Origin of the sequence: Rhizobium sp. L51/94 (assembly GCF_019355555.1) — a bacterium.
Taxonomy (GTDB): Bacteria; Pseudomonadota; Alphaproteobacteria; order Rhizobiales; family Rhizobiaceae; genus Rhizobium; species Rhizobium rhododendri.
This window is the reverse complement of the sequence record NZ_CP072142.1, coordinates 861552-875230: the sequence shown is the minus strand read 5'-3', so window position 1 is coordinate 875230 and position 13679 is coordinate 861552. Positions and strand designations below refer to the sequence as shown.

Annotated in this window: 17 protein-coding genes; 7 read left to right on the top strand and 10 right to left on the bottom strand. The window is 57.2% G+C overall.

The genetic code is table 11. The annotated features are described in order from the left end of the window. The 4 genes from J5274_RS21995 to J5274_RS21980 form a co-directional block, all read right to left on the bottom strand. On the bottom strand, positions 1-396 hold the full coding sequence (locus J5274_RS21995) for a glyoxalase superfamily protein (RefSeq protein ID WP_219275060.1): 396 nt from the start codon (positions 394-396) through the stop codon (positions 1-3). Positions 397-492: 96 nt separating this feature from the next. Then, positions 493-909: a hypothetical protein gene (locus J5274_RS21990; protein WP_257625687.1), complete on the bottom strand. Its 417-nt coding sequence runs from the start codon at positions 907-909 to the stop codon at positions 493-495. 63 nt (positions 910-972) lie between these two features. Then, on the bottom strand, positions 973-1728 hold the full coding sequence (locus J5274_RS21985) for a dienelactone hydrolase family protein (protein ID WP_219275058.1): 756 nt from the start codon (positions 1726-1728) through the stop codon (positions 973-975). Between the two features lie 168 nt (positions 1729-1896). Then, positions 1897-2106 carry a hypothetical protein gene (locus J5274_RS21980; protein ID WP_219275056.1) on the bottom strand — a complete coding sequence of 70 codons (210 nt, stop codon included), beginning with the start codon at positions 2104-2106 and terminating at the stop codon, positions 1897-1899. A gap of 265 nt (positions 2107-2371) precedes the next feature. Here J5274_RS21980 and J5274_RS21975 point away from each other — a divergent pair, with 265 nt between their 5' ends. From J5274_RS21975 to J5274_RS21965, 3 genes are all read left to right on the top strand, one after another. Continuing rightward, positions 2372-3088: a Crp/Fnr family transcriptional regulator gene (locus J5274_RS21975; protein WP_219275055.1), complete on the top strand. Its 717-nt coding sequence runs from the start codon at positions 2372-2374 to the stop codon at positions 3086-3088. Between the two features lie 178 nt (positions 3089-3266). Continuing rightward, positions 3267-4037: a hypothetical protein gene (locus J5274_RS21970; protein ID WP_219275053.1), complete on the top strand. Its 771-nt coding sequence runs from the start codon at positions 3267-3269 to the stop codon at positions 4035-4037. An 11-nt stretch (positions 4038-4048) separates the two neighbouring features. Then, a complete protein-coding gene (locus J5274_RS21965) occupies positions 4049-5824 on the top strand; it encodes an HWE histidine kinase domain-containing protein (protein ID WP_257625686.1) in 1776 nt (591 codons plus the stop codon). Between the two features lie 431 nt (positions 5825-6255). Here the strand turns inward: J5274_RS21965 and J5274_RS21960 are convergent, their stop codons facing one another. Continuing rightward, entirely contained in the window at positions 6256-6777 is a 522-nt protein-coding gene (locus J5274_RS21960; RefSeq protein WP_219275051.1) for a DinB family protein, read from the bottom strand. A 100-nt stretch (positions 6778-6877) separates the two neighbouring features. Between J5274_RS21960 and J5274_RS21955 the strand changes: the two genes are divergently transcribed. Beyond that, on the top strand, positions 6878-7534 hold the full coding sequence (locus tag J5274_RS21955) for a TetR/AcrR family transcriptional regulator (RefSeq protein WP_219275049.1): 657 nt from the start codon (positions 6878-6880) through the stop codon (positions 7532-7534). Here J5274_RS21955 and J5274_RS21950 read toward each other — a convergent pair. From J5274_RS21950 to J5274_RS21940, 3 genes are all read right to left on the bottom strand, one after another. Then, positions 7480-7833: a VOC family protein gene (locus J5274_RS21950; protein ID WP_219275047.1), complete on the bottom strand. Its 354-nt coding sequence runs from the start codon at positions 7831-7833 to the stop codon at positions 7480-7482. The genes J5274_RS21955 and J5274_RS21950 overlap by 55 nt on opposite strands. A gap of 163 nt (positions 7834-7996) precedes the next feature. Next, on the bottom strand, positions 7997-8731 hold the full coding sequence (locus tag J5274_RS21945; protein ID WP_257625685.1) for an LON peptidase substrate-binding domain-containing protein: 735 nt from the start codon (positions 8729-8731) through the stop codon (positions 7997-7999). Positions 8732-9269: 538 nt separating this feature from the next. Further along, positions 9270-9968, bottom strand: coding sequence for a DJ-1/PfpI family protein (locus J5274_RS21940; RefSeq protein WP_219275046.1), 699 nt, complete (start codon positions 9966-9968; stop codon positions 9270-9272). Positions 9969-10018: 50 nt separating this feature from the next. On the opposite strand from J5274_RS21940, the gene J5274_RS21935 reads away from it, so the two are divergent. Next, positions 10019-11011: a GlxA family transcriptional regulator gene (locus tag J5274_RS21935; protein ID WP_219275045.1), complete on the top strand. Its 993-nt coding sequence runs from the start codon at positions 10019-10021 to the stop codon at positions 11009-11011. A gap of 54 nt (positions 11012-11065) precedes the next feature. Here J5274_RS21935 and J5274_RS21930 read toward each other — a convergent pair whose 3' ends face one another. Together J5274_RS21930 and J5274_RS21925 are read right to left on the bottom strand one after the other, a co-directional pair. Then, the gene (locus J5274_RS21930; RefSeq protein WP_219275044.1) at positions 11066-11890 is read right to left on the bottom strand and encodes a dienelactone hydrolase family protein; all 825 of its coding nucleotides are present in this window, start codon (positions 11888-11890) and stop codon (positions 11066-11068) included. Positions 11891-11962: 72 nt separating this feature from the next. Then, positions 11963-12337, bottom strand: a complete 375-nt coding sequence (locus J5274_RS21925) for a hypothetical protein (RefSeq protein ID WP_219275043.1) — start codon at positions 12335-12337, stop codon at positions 11963-11965. Between the two features lie 369 nt (positions 12338-12706). On the opposite strand from J5274_RS21925, the gene J5274_RS21920 reads away from it, so the two are divergent. Next, on the top strand, positions 12707-13006 hold the full coding sequence (locus J5274_RS21920) for a hypothetical protein (RefSeq protein ID WP_142831621.1): 300 nt from the start codon (positions 12707-12709) through the stop codon (positions 13004-13006). Next, positions 13006-13437, top strand: coding sequence for a type II toxin-antitoxin system VapC family toxin (locus J5274_RS21915; protein ID WP_142831622.1), 432 nt, complete (start codon positions 13006-13008; stop codon positions 13435-13437). The genes J5274_RS21920 and J5274_RS21915 overlap by 1 nt, the downstream gene beginning before the upstream one ends. Positions 13438-13679 lie beyond the last annotated feature (242 nt).

Below are 13679 nucleotides of genomic sequence, written 5' to 3'. Positions count from 1 at the left end.
CTATCCCCTCTTCTCGCAGAAGCGGATGCGATTTCCAAAAGGATCGTGGACTTCGAGTTGTTCGCCCCAAGGCAGGTGATCAATGCCGGGGCGCCCGTAGCGGTATTCCTTCGATGCCAATTCGGCATGGTAGGCGGCGATGCCAACCGTCCATACGAAAGTGGTGGAGCCTGGACTTGCATCGCCATGATGCTCGGACAGATGGAACTCGAGCCCTCCTCGCTCCACAGCCATGTAAAGCGGGAGCCCCGGCTCGAAACGATGCTCCATAGTCACCATGAAACCCAAGAAATCACAGTAGAACTCGCGCGCCTTCGCAACGTCGAACATCCGCAGAATTGGAATGGGCCTTTGGAACATTACGCCCGAAATCGGAGTCGAAGCGGCTGTTGTCATTTCCATCTCTCACGAATTGTCGGCAAGCTCGAGCTCGAGCACCTTCTTGATAATGATCTCGAGATCGGCATCCGGCCGCTGCAAAATTAGAATGATTCATGCGACAGCGCCGCGACGATCGGCAATAGCTTGCTCAATACCGGGCGCTGCATGGGTGCCGAACCATTGAATCATTTTCTGGATATTATCTTCGGCAGGCGACGTTTCGCCAGCGCCGATGAGTTCAGCGCTAGCCTGTGCCGTCGCAATCAGAACGCGGGCCGTTTCTGGAACGTAGGCGAGTTCCATTGCTTCCTCGTGGCGCTCGTGGATGATCTGATAGCGGAGGTTCTCCGGTAGCGTCCAAGCACTGACAAGGAAGTCATGAACACTGACTTGCTGCCCTCCAACATCTATGGGCGCGTCTCGGTCGTTCTCAATGTAGCCGGTCGACTCGATCCGTTCACAAGCATCAATCGCCGCGCCCATCATTTCCCGGATCAGGTTCCAATCGGTCTTCGTGTGGCTCTCCAATTCGCAAATACACCTGCGGTAACCTTAGCAACTATCACTCCTGCGACGAAACCGATTTCAGGACTATCGCAACAAATCCGATGCTAGAAAATTGGCTGCGCTCCGGTAAGCCGCGCTAGCGTTTCGGGTTCCCGATTTCAAGAAAAAGTCGTGCGCTCCGCCCTCGTAAACATCAAGGGCAACAGGTCCGCCAAGCCGCTGCGCTTTCCGTTGCAGCTCCCGGCCGATCGATAAGGGAAAAGTCTGATCGGCGCTGCCCCAAATCAAATGCAGGGGTGGCAACGAGCGAACAGGCTGCGAATAGTCGTTCGGGAAACCGCCATCGACCAGCACCAGAGCTTCGATGTCGCCTCGCCCAACCGAAACTGCCGAAGCGATCTGCGCGCCTAGGGAGATCCCGAGAACACCCACCTTCCCGCCATGGCGAGGTTGCCCCTTGAGACGGGTGGCCACGCCTTGAACGGCGGAAGTCCAGGAAGGCAACCGCTGCGCATAGTAGGCTATGCGCGCCTGCGCGCTGCCTGCCATTGCAATGGCGGCGATGTCGTCCGGCGACAGGACATGAACGAGGTAAGCGTTCAAGCCCGCCGCACGGAACGTCTGCCCGAAGTCGTCGTAAGCAGGTGCGCCAAAGCCCTTGCTGCCGCTCAAGATCAAAACAGCCGGGCAGGTTGCGTTCGCGCAGTCTCCGAAGCTCTCGACCAGAACCCCGCCGCCGACGGTTGGTACGGTGAACTTTTGCCGAGCCGATTGAGCGTTGGCCACCCCTGGAAGAAAGAAAACTGCTAAGGCCGCGATGATGATATTCAACAGACGCATGAATCCACCTTGTTTTTGTCGGAACGATCCCGAGTTTTTTCTCAACTTTGCGCCCGAGTGCGCCGCCTCAGAATAAGGACATTGCGGTGGTTGCGATCTGAACCTTCGTCCACTCACGCTATGAGACGTTTTGCTAACGGAATGATGGAATCGGCGCGTAAGGTCAATTTACAGAACTTTTGCCGCTTTGATAATCGCTCGGATCAAATCCATGAGGTCTTTTCTGTATTCGAGATGGAGCGAGTCGAGTAAAAAACCCGTTTGAATAGTGGGGCAGCCGGAAATTTCGTTGTCTTCACTGCCATGTCGCGTGGCGCGGATGGCTTTTGGATGCCCGAGCTTTCCGACTTCTGCGCCGCCCCCACCGAAGCCGTGCATCGCATAGCCTTGGGTTTCTTGGAATCAAAGCTTACGGTCTCAATGGCTGCGGAGGTTTTGGGATTGCTCTCAAATGGAATTTAGGCACCTCTGATAATGGCGTATTCCTGAAAATTGATTGAGTAGATGAAAACCAGCGATTTGCGAAATCAGATCGCTATTGGCGTTGAGAAGATGCATATGGTGGCACCCCTATTGCGATTAGCGCTGTCGCTCTGACGCAATTAGAGGCTGAGGGCAGGCTCTTCCCTGCGGAAGGTCCTCCATGTCCGATTTCGCCCAATATGCGGTGACAAACCGTCTTCTGAAGATGATGCCCGCTAAAGGCTTCGACCGCATTCGGCCACATCTGAAGACGGTCGGTCTCTCTCTGCGAGATAGCATCGTGCGGCCAAACACGGAGACCACACATGTCCACTTTTTGGAAAGTGGTATCGCTTCCATTGTAACGACCGCAGATCTTGAACATGAGGGCATCGAGGTCGGGCATATTGGCTGGGAGGGCATGACGGCGGCGCACGTCATTCTGGGTTCATTTCAGACGCCAAATGGCGCGCTCATGCTGGCGGGCGGAACAGCGCTTCAAATGGACGCAAGTCAATTTCTTCGATCATTGGAGGATGTGCCGAGCCTTCACTGGTTCCTCCTGCGCTATGTTCAGTACTGCGAAATTCAAATCGCCCAGTCGGCTTTGGCAAACGGCCGCTACTCCGTCAGAGAGCGTCTCGCTCGGTGGCTTCTGATGTGCCACGGCCGCACCGATGGCGATAATCTCGAGCTGACACACGAATTTCTCGCGATGATGCTTGGGGTACGGCGCACCGGCGTAACAGAGGCAATTCAAATCCTGGAGGGTGAGCGCTTAATAAAAGCCACACGAGGGCATCTGCGTATTCTCGATCGGGAAAGAATGCTTGAGATCGCAGGTGGCTGCTACGGGGTGCCCGAGCGTGAGTACGAGCGTCTGATGGTGACGAGCTAACGCCGCGTCAATCTTACGTTGCTAATTTTCAAATATTCAACTTTTTGCATATGATCTCGGCTATTGGTGTTTCTCGCTCTCTCCAGGAAAACGGACACTGCGGCTTGTACCGGTTTGGACAGAAATCGCGCAGGAAACCAGCTGTCAAATTCTTTAGCCAGTGAGCGCGTATTCAAACATGAACAGCGTTGCCCAGAACGTGGATTTGACCAACTGCGACCGCGAGCCGATCCATATACCGGGATCGATACAGCCGCACGGCGCACTGCTCGTTGTCGATCCGGCAAGCCACGTTGTCATGTACGCTTCCGCCAATACGGCGGATTTCATCGAATTGCCGCCTGGCGAAGCGGTCGGTCGCGCCCTCCCTTTTGTTCTTGGTCCAGAGCTGGCCCACCATATCGTCAACGTCGCCGCTCGAGCTGGCGGCACCCAGGCAGATGGCGTGATGGTCAACATCCCTGTCGGGACCGGCGACACGTTTGCGTTCATCACGATACACCGATTTGGCGAGCGCCTCATCCTGGAGTTCGAGAAGCCCGCGTCTGGCGCCGACACTGAAGTCGCTCTTAGTCTGACGCAGGCGCTTGTACGGAGGCTCGACAAAGTGAACGAGCTCGGCGATCTCGTTTCATCCGTCGCGAGGCTTCTACGGGCAACGCTGGGCTACGACCGTGTAATGATCTATCAGTTCCTCGCAGACGGCGATGGCAAGGTTGTCGCCGAAGCCAAATCAGTGTCTATCGAGAGCCTCCTCGGTCACCACTTCCCCGTTTCTGACATACCCGCCCAGGCGAGACAGCTATATCTCGAAAACTGGGTCAGGATCATTGGCGATCCAGACTACACACCCGTTCCGCTGATGCCAGCTCTGGACGAGGGCAACTTCCTGTTGACCTGTCTTTTGCGCATCTTCGCAGTGTCTCTCCCATCCACTGCCAATACCTGAGGAACATCGGCGTGGCGTCATCCATGTCGGTTTCGGTCGTTGTCAACGGAGCGCTGTGGGGCTTGATCGCGTGCCATCACAGCACTCCGAAGGTTCTCTCCGTCCCGTTGCGTGTCGCGACCGAGTTGTTCGCCCAGTTTTTCTCACTTCAGGTTGCCGCCTCCGAAGCACGATCGATCAAGCGCGCCGCAGAATACGCCCGCCGCCGGATGGCCGCCATTATCAACGGCATCGACGCAAACGACGCCGTCGAGATCCTGATGCAGCAGCGCATTAGGGAATTCGCTTCTCTCATTCCAAGTGACGGCGTCGGTGTATGGGTTGACGGGGCGTGGACGTATCGTGGCTCGGTCCTTGGGAGCGACGACACTTCGGCGCTCCTGTCCGCCGCCCAGAGCACTGCCAGTCCCTATGACATCTGGGAAAAGCATTGTCTCGGCTCCCACCTCGACGAGACCGATGTCATCGGCCGCACCGTGGCCGGTGCTTTGCTCATTCCCTTATTGTTGCGGCCAATGACCTACCTCATCTATTTCCGTAGCGAACGAGCACATGAGATCGAGTGGGCCGGTAATCCCAGGAAATCAGAGACAGGCGGCGCGCTCCCCGGCGACCTGACGCCTCGCGCAAGCTTTCAGACCTGGAAGGAAAACGTGAGGGGGCGATCATTGCCATGGACCGAGGCTAACCTCACCGTAGCAGCAGGCGTGCGCAGCTATTTCCGGGACCTCATTCTCTTCCACCGTGATGCCAGCGAGGAGCAGCGGGCGAGAACGGAAGCCCAGCGCGAGTTGCTGAACGCCGAACTGAACCATCGGGTCAAGAATGTTCTCGCACTCGTCAAATCGATCGCAGCACAGACAGGCATCCATTCGAAAAGCATCGAGGAATTTGCGACATCGTTCAAGGGCAGGCTACGCGCGCTTTCCTTCGCCCACGACCAGTCCTATGGCGGACGCGACGGCGGCGAGCTTCGGGCCCTGATTGACGCGGAAGCCAGCATGCATCGCTTTCAGCAACTGCCTGAGCGCTTTACAATCAACGGGCCCGCCGTTGGATTGTCTGAACGGGCCTTCGGGGTCTTCGCGCTCCTCCTGCATGAAATGATGACCAACGCCGCCAAGTACGGGTGCCTGTCCCAACCAGGAGGGACCCTGGCGGTTGAATGGCTTCTTGACGATAGGGGGGACTGCAAAATCCATTGGAAGGAAGACGGGGGACCGCCAGTTTTCAAACCGACGCGCAAAGGGTTCGGGTCGAGCTTGATCGACAGAACGATATCCTCTGACCTTGGAGGCACTGCCGACCTCGACTTCCATCCCTTGGGACTACAAGCGCAGTTCACTGTTCCGGCTGTCCATCTCCGCGCGGTGGTCCCTGCACCTTCGGTAGAGGCGATCCCTGGATCAGTCCCAGCGCTCCTGACCGGGTTGAAGATTCTTCTCGTCGAGGATCAGTTTCTGATAGCGATGGATGTCGAGGAAATGCTGCGGGAACTTTCATGTAACGAAGTTACGAGCGCACTTCGGGTATCCCTGGCCATCGCGATAATCGCTGCCAACTCACCCGATCTGGCCATCCTCGACTTTAATCTTGGCGAAGAAACCTCCGCGCCTATTGCAGACGAGCTTACCCGCAGATCAATCCCGTTCATGTTTGCCACAGGGTATAGTGATGAGGCCCCCGTACCGACTAGGTTTTCCGGCGTGCCGGTCGTCAACAAGCCCGTGTCGAAGGAGTCTATCTCGCATGCATTATCGACCCTTATGGTCAAACGGCCTGTCTGATTTCTGGCTCGGCACACACGTCCATAGTTTTGCGCGCTACGATCCCGCTGGCGTGCACCGAGCAAGACTCAGCGCCAGATCCTTGGTCCAAAGTCGTTCCTAGCGTCATCGTGAAACGGAAAGGACTTGAGAGGGATAAACAGAGGCTTCTCTGCCCGTTACATCGTGGTCGGAGTGCACCTTGCTCACCTCGAATGGAGATGAACCTACGCCCACGTATTAGCCGTCGGATTTGCAACAAACTCCTAATCCCAGTAGCTATTTGCTATCCGAAACCCTATGCGGCTGGAACCGATCGTTGGCTGCAGGAGATTTCTAATATTGGCGACAGATCGGTTGCCGATGAAATCAAAGGAGGTTTTCTGTCGCAAAAGTCAAAGTTCACGACCGAGTTCTGCGATGGTTTTCGTCTGGTGAACAGTCGTTTTGATCTAGGCGGAAACGAGCGCGCCGTTGCTCTGTCGCCGTCGCGCTGGTTCGGCCTGGTGAACATAGACAGCGAAGGTGTCCCAGGGTGGGGTTATGGCAAGTTGCCAGAGAACGCGGCCAACCTCGCCCCGGTGATAGCCTCCATGCAAGGCAACATGGGCCAGCATTTCCTCGCGCGTCATATAGCCCTTGTCGCCATCGGTGAAGCTGAAGGCCACTGCCTCGGAGAGCGTAATGGGAGAGACCGTGTCAAGGTAGTTGAGATACCATTGGTCAGAGGACATGACGGCGGCCCGCAATTCATCCAACGCCATCTCTTCGAGATTGTCCGACGTGAAGCCATGCGGAACGCCTTGCAGATGGCCGGCGAATATCCGTGAAACCACATAATAATGGCTGATCAGCCCGAGAGCGGTTCGCAGCTCCGCCCCATTCTTCTCAGGGTCAATGCTTTCCAGCTTGTTGAACAAATCGACATTGGCCCAGGCGTGATAGCCATAGAGTGTTTGGAGCAAGGTGCTCATTGCCGTGGATCCTTTCGAGGTTTAGAAATGTGAGCAAGTCTTTCACATTGTCTACGGGGGGTAGTTTTTGTCTACTCGCATTGCAAAGCGGCAATCCGTAATGCGCAAGCAGCCACGACAGGCTCGTTCCCGCGCAACAGTCGAAACGATCGTTCAGGCCGGCGCTCGCATTCTGAGTGATGAAGGCTGGGCCGGGTTCACGACAAACAGGGTAGCGGAGCTGGCTGGCGTCAGCATCGGGTCCCTCTATCAGTATTTTCCCGACAAGCTCTCCCTGGTAGATGCAATCCGCCACCGCCATCTGGATGACAGCATGGCGGTCATGCGACGAGTCCGCCCGGACGCGGTATCGCCGGCAGAGTTTGCGGCGCAACTGGTTCGGGCCGTGGTCGCGGCACACAGCGCCTATCCGGGTCTGCACAGCGTGCTGCTAGACGAAGCGCCCAGCTCCGAAGAGTATCGAAACCCGCACAGCGAATTCGAGATTGAATATCTTGCCTACTACGCGCAGGCCATCGCCACGTACCGGAAGCGCCAGCCCAGTCCGGCGGATCATGTCGCCGCCCGCGTGATTTCGGACGCGATTGATGGGGTGATCCATAATGCCGCCCGGCGTGGTGCCATCGACGACCTGGCGATGCATAGAGAGCTGGTCCGCTTGATCACCCTATACCTCGGAGAGCCGGGCCAGATCCGCGAGTATCAGGCATTGTGCGACAGGATGTTTATTACCTTGCCCAAGGGATCGCGGACGTAGAAGCGTCGAACGCCCCAAGGCTCGTTCGACAGTTGATAGACGATCTCAAAGCCCTCGCATTGAGCGCGTTCGTAGATTTCATCGACATTGTTGACCTCAATTGACAAATCGGGAACTGAGGTTCCCGATCCCCCCTCACTTGCGACACTGACCTGCGGTCGTTCGTCTCCTTTACTAGCAAACGTAAGGATCCAGCCGTGATCCATGACAATATCGAGGCCCAAAAGTCGCTCATAAAACGAGCGCGCAATCTGTGGGTCAGCAGCAGCAAGATTGGCGACTATCCGCAATACGGCCATGTTCTCTCCATTTCGCAAAATTACCGACAGTTGCTCGATTTCTATAGCTGATTATGCCGCGTCCGAAATTTAGTATTTATCCGACCGCTTTGTGGCGGCCAGCGCTCATCAACTCTATGAGTCTTCCGAGATGGGTCACAACGTTTCTGGTTTCCAGGCGTTGCTACTTCTGCTCGATACCGGTCGATAGCAGCGGTGCGACTGTATCGGCTAACAGGCCCGGATCGCCGATCGAAGGCAGGCCAAAACGGGCTTTTGATCCCGGCGGAAGCGCGGAAAAATCGACATCGGCGTAGGTCTGATAGGCATTAAGAACCGCATTCGAGAGAGCGGCGGCCTCCTTCGACTGGCCGCCCTCCTCTTCAATCGGCGCAACCTCCGCTGCCAGGAACTCGCCATCGGTAAGGCGGACGATGCCTATTCGCTGAAGCCCGCAGACGGTGACCTTGAGAGCCCCGTCCACCTGTGTCTGGCGATCGACCACCTTTGCAATGACGCCCACCGGATAGAGAGCATCAAGAGTGCTGGGACGATCGTCGGCATCACGCCTCTGGGCGACAACGACGACGCGCCGATGACCGTTAAGGGCGTGCTCCACGGCTTGCCGAGTTTTGTCGCGCGCGACGAAAATCCGCGAGATCATGTGCGGAAACAGGACCATGTCCCGCATAGGAACGATGGGAATATCCGCTCCGGCTGGAAAAGGCGTTTTAGGGTGCACCGAAGCCGCAGACAACTGGGTCGCTTGGATACTTGCGGCCAATACGTTCCAGTCTCGATAGCCAAGAATTCGAGCAACGAGTTCCTGGCTCTCACTGTTGCTAAAGGTGACAGATTTGGCGTGAAGTGCTTCACGTAGCGTTTTCGCCATAGCTTTGGCATTGCGGAAATCGCGCATGAGATAATCCTTTGCATAAACGAACGGAAAGCGTCAGGGGCTTGCGTTGCTGACCCGTTCGTTCGGGCAAAGGGAGCCATAAGTGGCTCGATACATTCACCGTACCCCTACGGGGCGCAAGCAGCAGGCTGTATCTACCGAGCACCAATTGTGCGCAGAAGCCTTTTACTTGTCAATCTCAAGCCTGACGAGACTCATCTTGAGGACTGGAAGACAAACCCGCCAAGCTGGCGCGGAAGGACCGCGACGCGCGATGGATCGGGAAGTATTCCAAGTAGAAACGTCAGACGTAGACATCGTCATCCCGATGTTCGGCGACAAAGACCATGCCGGTGTCGACCGGGCCCGTATTGTAAAAGGCTTCAAATGTCAGCTGACCAACGGACGTCATGAACCAGCCGATTAGACGTGAGTCCGGTTGCGGCGGCGGCAACGACTTAACATATTACCAGGGATGGCTAATCGAAGAGGAAAACGTTGTATTCTAACAGCATCGATCCCCAATCCGGCTTGCACAATCAGTTCCGTACCACTCGCCTCAGGCTCGGGATGAAAGATCCCTTGCCGCCTGCTCTATGACGGCTCGGCGCGGCGGCATGGTGGTGGCAATCCGTGCGATGACAATCTCGCGTACGGCTGCGGAAGCCGTCTCCGGCCGACCCGGGGCCACACCGAAGGGGGGCTCGGGCGCGTATTCGAGCCCGAGTTGCACAGCTTCTGCCATTTCCTGGCCGGCGAGTTCGGCGATGACGGCAAGCGCGAAATCGATGCCCGCGGTGACCCCGCCGCCCGTGATGATCGTGCCGTCGCGCACCACGCGACCAGGGTCGGGGATAGCGCCGAATAGCGGTAGCATATCGCGGAACGCCCAGTGGCAGGCCGCGCGCCTTCCCATAAGCAACCCGGCAGCGCCCAGGATCAATGATCCCGAACATACCGACGTGATATAGAGCGCGGTTGCCGCCAGTCGCTTTATTTCGGTCATGTAGCGTGGGTTGGCGATGGCTTGTGTGCAACCGTTGCCACCGGGAACACACAGCAGATCACATGCTTCTAGGCCACCCAAGTCGGCCAATGCCGAGAAGGTCAGACCATCGGCCGATACCGCCTGGGCATCGACAGATGCCACTATGACCTTGGCGCCTGGCAACCGTGAAAATAACTGATGCGGGCCCGTGAAGTCGAGCTGCGTGACCCCGTCATAGATGGGCATCACGATGGTGATGGGAGCGTTCATGGGTCATTCCTTTCCTTGACACTCGACAGATATCACGGGTAGCTAGGGGCATGAATGACATAGTTCCCTCAATTCACGCCAAGCCATTAGTGATCGGCTTCTTCGTCTTTCCGCGCTTTCAGTTGCTTGACCTTTCGGGTCCACTCGCGGCGTTTCAGATGGCCAATGCCGCTTCGGCGACGGAGCTCTACGAGATGATCGTTCTCTCCCGCACCGGTGACGCGGTTGCGACAACGGCTAGCATCGATATCTCGACAACGCGGGTCGACGCGGAGGCCGTGCGGCTCGATACACTCGTGGTCGTCGGCGGCAGCGGCGCAAGGGCGGCCGACCTTGCCGAGCTCGATGCTATCAGCGGCCTCGTCCGGCGCGCGCGCCGGATTACGAGCGTCTGTACAGGAGCGTTCCTGCTGGCGGCGACCGGCCTTCTCGATGGCCGGCGCGCCACAACACACTGGCGCCATGCAGCACGGCTACAGCGTGACTATCCGCGCATCCGGGTCGAGGCAGACCGCATCCATGTCGAGGACGGCCCCGTCTGGACATCGGCAGGCATCACCGCTGGCATCGACCTCGCGCTTGCGCTAATCCAGGCTGATCACGGGATCGCGCTGTCCAAGGCGGTCGCGCGGGAGCTGGTGGTGGAACACCGGCGCTCGGGGGGCCAATCGCAACATTCCGAGATGATCGCGCTCGACTCAGAATCGGAAAGGATCGGGCGTGTGCTGGCCTATGCTCGGTCGCATCTCGATCGCCCGCTTTACGTCGAACATCTCGCGAAGCAGGCATCGCTCAGCCTACGCCAGTTCAACCGCCTGTTCCGCGCACAGACGGGCGAAACCCCGGCTAAGGCGATCGAGCGCCTGCGGGTCGAAGCCGCAAAACCCCGCATAGAGGCGGGCATCGAGCCGGTCGAAATGGTCGCCACCGCCGTGGGCTTTACCGACCCAGAGCGAATGCGCCGCGCCTTCATCCGCCGATTCGGCCACCCGCCGCAATCGCTGCGCCGCGCAGCCCGAGACCAGTGGCCGGGGTCAGAGTAACAGCGCTACTCAGACCCCGGCCCATCATCTCCCGGATTAGGTTCCAATCGGTCTTCATGTGGCTCTCCACTTCGCAAATACACCTGCGGTAACCTTACCCTGTGACGGAACCGATTTCAGGGCTGTCGCGACAAATACGAGGCCAGAAAAATTGGCTGCACTACGATGAGCTGCGCGAGCGTTCCGGGTCCCGGATCTCAAGAAAAAGTCGTGCGCTCCGCCCTCGTAAACATCAAGGGCGACAGGTCCACCAAGCTGCTGCGCCATCCGTTGCAGCTCCTGGCCGATCGGCAAGGGGAAAGTCTGATCGGCGCTGCCCCAAATCAAATGCAGGGGCGGCAATGAGCCGACAGGCTGCGAATAGCCCTTCGGGAAACTGCCATCGACCAGCACCAGAGCATCAATATCGCCTCGCCCTACCGAAACCGCCGATGCGATTTGCGCGCTAAGGGAGATTCCTAGAACACCAACCTTGCCGCCATGGCGCGGTTGTACCTCAAGACGGGCGGCCACGTCTTGAACGGCGGAAGTCCAAGTCGGCAACCGCTGCGCATAGTAGGTGATGCGCGCCCGCGCGCTACCCGCCGTGGCGATGGCGTCGATGTCGGCCGCCGACAGGACATGAACGAGATAGGCATTCAAGCCCGCCGCCCGGAACATCTGCCCGATGTCGTCGTAAGCAGGCGCTCCAAAGCCCCTGCTGCCGCTCAAGATCAGAACAGCCGGGCAGGTTGCGTTCGCGCAGTCTCCGAAGCTCTCGACCAGAACCCCACCGCTGGAGGTTGGCAGGGTGAACTGTTGCCGAGACGATTGAGCGTTGGCCGCTGCTGGAAGAAAGGAAATCCCTAGGGTCGCGATAATGATATTGAATAGACGCATGAACCAATCTCGTTTTGTCGCAGAACTCCCGAATTTTATAGCTAACGTTTGCAGCGCGTGGCGGCGACTAGGTCAGCCGTCCCACTGGCACAAATGCAGCAAGACCCCGGCCGGGTCGTGAACGAAGACCACGGCCGCACCGTAGGCTTGCCTTGATGCTGGTTGCACCCGTGCTTCCGCGAAGCTTTCGCCGTTTAGCACTGCCGTAACGTGCGTATGCCAAGCAAGGGCGTCATCGATCGTGATGTGGAGCATGGTGTTCTCTGCGACATCTTTCAGGTAGTAATCCTGAATGTAGAAATGCTGTTTGTCACCAAGTGTCACCAGCGCCAGTTTCGGCCCAACATCGCGGGTTTCCCACCCCAACGCTGCATAGAACCGTTTGGACAAAGCGAAATCCTTCGCGGGAATGAACGGACGAATGTCTGAGACGCTCAACTTGTGCATGACGGTCTCGATGAACTGGGGGGCTGGAGCTAGACGGGTGAACCTACCTTGTGTTCCTTGTCGCAGAACTCCCGATTAAAATTTCAATTTCGCGACCGAGTTTTGCGCAGCCGCAGAATACCGATTTTTGCCCCGGAATCTATAGCGCGGTTAGCGGCGCATTGCCGACCCTCTCATATATGATAATGTTCGTTATCACATAAACTAATACGTTAGGCGCGGCCCTGTAGGTCGCGTGTGTACGCCTTGAAAGGAATCGAACCATCGACCGGGAGATTCGCCGGCTTTCAAATCTTAGCCAAGTCCAGTACTGGTCTTGTGCGCTGAGGTCTTTCCAGCTATATTACCGGGAATAGCTAGGAGGTCAAAATGTCTAGTTCCCAGACCCGCGCAATTCAAAACTACAGATCCCGCTTGAGTGACCGTGGGCTCGCTCGTTTCGAAGTCATGGGCCGCGACGCCGATCGTGACCTCATCAGAATGTTAGCGCGCCGCCTCGCAGAAAATGGCCCGGAGTCCGTCAAACTACGTGCGGCTTTAAATGATACCATCAATGGTGAACCGCCAAAAAAAGGCGGAATTCTCGCAGCGCTTCGCCGCTCTCCACTTGTCGGCGCTAACCTTGAAATCTCTCGTCAACGTGAAGAAGGTCGTGAGATCGATCTTTAATGCGCTACCTTCTCGATACCAATATCCTGAGCAACATCACAAAGCCGGAGCCATCGGTCGCTTTGATGACATGGATGGCCGATCAGACCGACGATAGTCTTTTTATCGCTTCCCTTACTGTGGCTGAAATCCACAAAGGCATCTTGGAGAAGCCCGCCGGCAAGAAGCGTACTTCTCTCGAGAGCTGGTTTGTTGGTGATGAGGGGCCGCAGCGTCTCTTCGCCAATCGTATCCTACCCTTTGACGAAACGGCAGCTCTCATATGGGCGCGATTGATGGCCGAGGGAAAAGCAATCGGGCGATCACGCGGTGGCCTTGATACCATCATAGCGGCCACCGCCCAGGCGAACGGATGCATCGTCGTGACCGACAATGAGAAAGACTTTTACGGCATAGAGATAATCAACCCGCTTCGCATCGGCAAAGGCTGAGCACGAACTACTCGCCTTGACGGGGCTCGAACCGCCGACCCCATCGTTGGCCCATTCGTTCGCGCCGAATTTCGGTGTGCGGGCAGCTATTTGCTTTCGGAAATGGCTGACAGGGGCCGCTTCGCGACTGTCCGGCTTTGGTGGTCTAGGCTAAAATAGCTGCCAAAGAGCGCGAGCTGCATCTAGGCCTGCTTCCGACTTCATCCCAGTCATAGCCGACAAGTGACAATCTCTCCGTAAGC

Bases quoted from the DNA above. Each gene is read 5' to 3' on its own strand.
- J5274_RS21930 (WP_219275044.1), bottom strand. From the start codon at position 11,890: ATGCGTCTATTCAATATCATTATCGCGACCCTAGGGATTTCCTTTCTT.
- J5274_RS21925 (WP_219275043.1), bottom strand. From the start codon at position 12,337: ATGCACAAGTTGAGCGTCTCAGACATTCGTCCGTTCATTCCCGCGAAG.
- J5274_RS21920 (WP_142831621.1), top strand. From the start codon at position 12,707: ATGTCTAGTTCCCAGACCCGCGCAATTCAAAACTACAGATCCCGCTTG.
- J5274_RS21985 (WP_219275058.1), bottom strand. From the start codon at position 1,728: ATGCGTCTGTTGAATATCATCATCGCGGCCTTAGCAGTTTTCTTTCTT.
- J5274_RS21970 (WP_219275053.1), top strand. From the start codon at position 3,267: ATGAACAGCGTTGCCCAGAACGTGGATTTGACCAACTGCGACCGCGAG.
- J5274_RS21980 (WP_219275056.1), bottom strand. From the start codon at position 2,106: ATGCACGGCTTCGGTGGGGGCGGCGCAGAAGTCGGAAAGCTCGGGCAT.
- J5274_RS21945 (WP_257625685.1), bottom strand. From the start codon at position 8,731: ATGCGCGATTTCCGCAATGCCAAAGCTATGGCGAAAACGCTACGTGAA.
- J5274_RS21995 (WP_219275060.1), bottom strand. From the start codon at position 396: ATGACAACAGCCGCTTCGACTCCGATTTCGGGCGTAATGTTCCAAAGG.
- J5274_RS21935 (WP_219275045.1), top strand. From the start codon at position 10,019: ATGAATGACATAGTTCCCTCAATTCACGCCAAGCCATTAGTGATCGGC.
- J5274_RS21960 (WP_219275051.1), bottom strand. From the start codon at position 6,777: ATGAGCACCTTGCTCCAAACACTCTATGGCTATCACGCCTGGGCCAAT.
- J5274_RS21975 (WP_219275055.1), top strand. From the start codon at position 2,372: ATGTCCGATTTCGCCCAATATGCGGTGACAAACCGTCTTCTGAAGATG.
- J5274_RS21940 (WP_219275046.1), bottom strand. From the start codon at position 9,968: ATGAACGCTCCCATCACCATCGTGATGCCCATCTATGACGGGGTCACG.
- J5274_RS21915 (WP_142831622.1), top strand. From the start codon at position 13,006: ATGCGCTACCTTCTCGATACCAATATCCTGAGCAACATCACAAAGCCG.
- J5274_RS21950 (WP_219275047.1), bottom strand. From the start codon at position 7,833: ATGGCCGTATTGCGGATAGTCGCCAATCTTGCTGCTGCTGACCCACAG.
- J5274_RS21955 (WP_219275049.1), top strand. From the start codon at position 6,878: ATGCGCAAGCAGCCACGACAGGCTCGTTCCCGCGCAACAGTCGAAACG.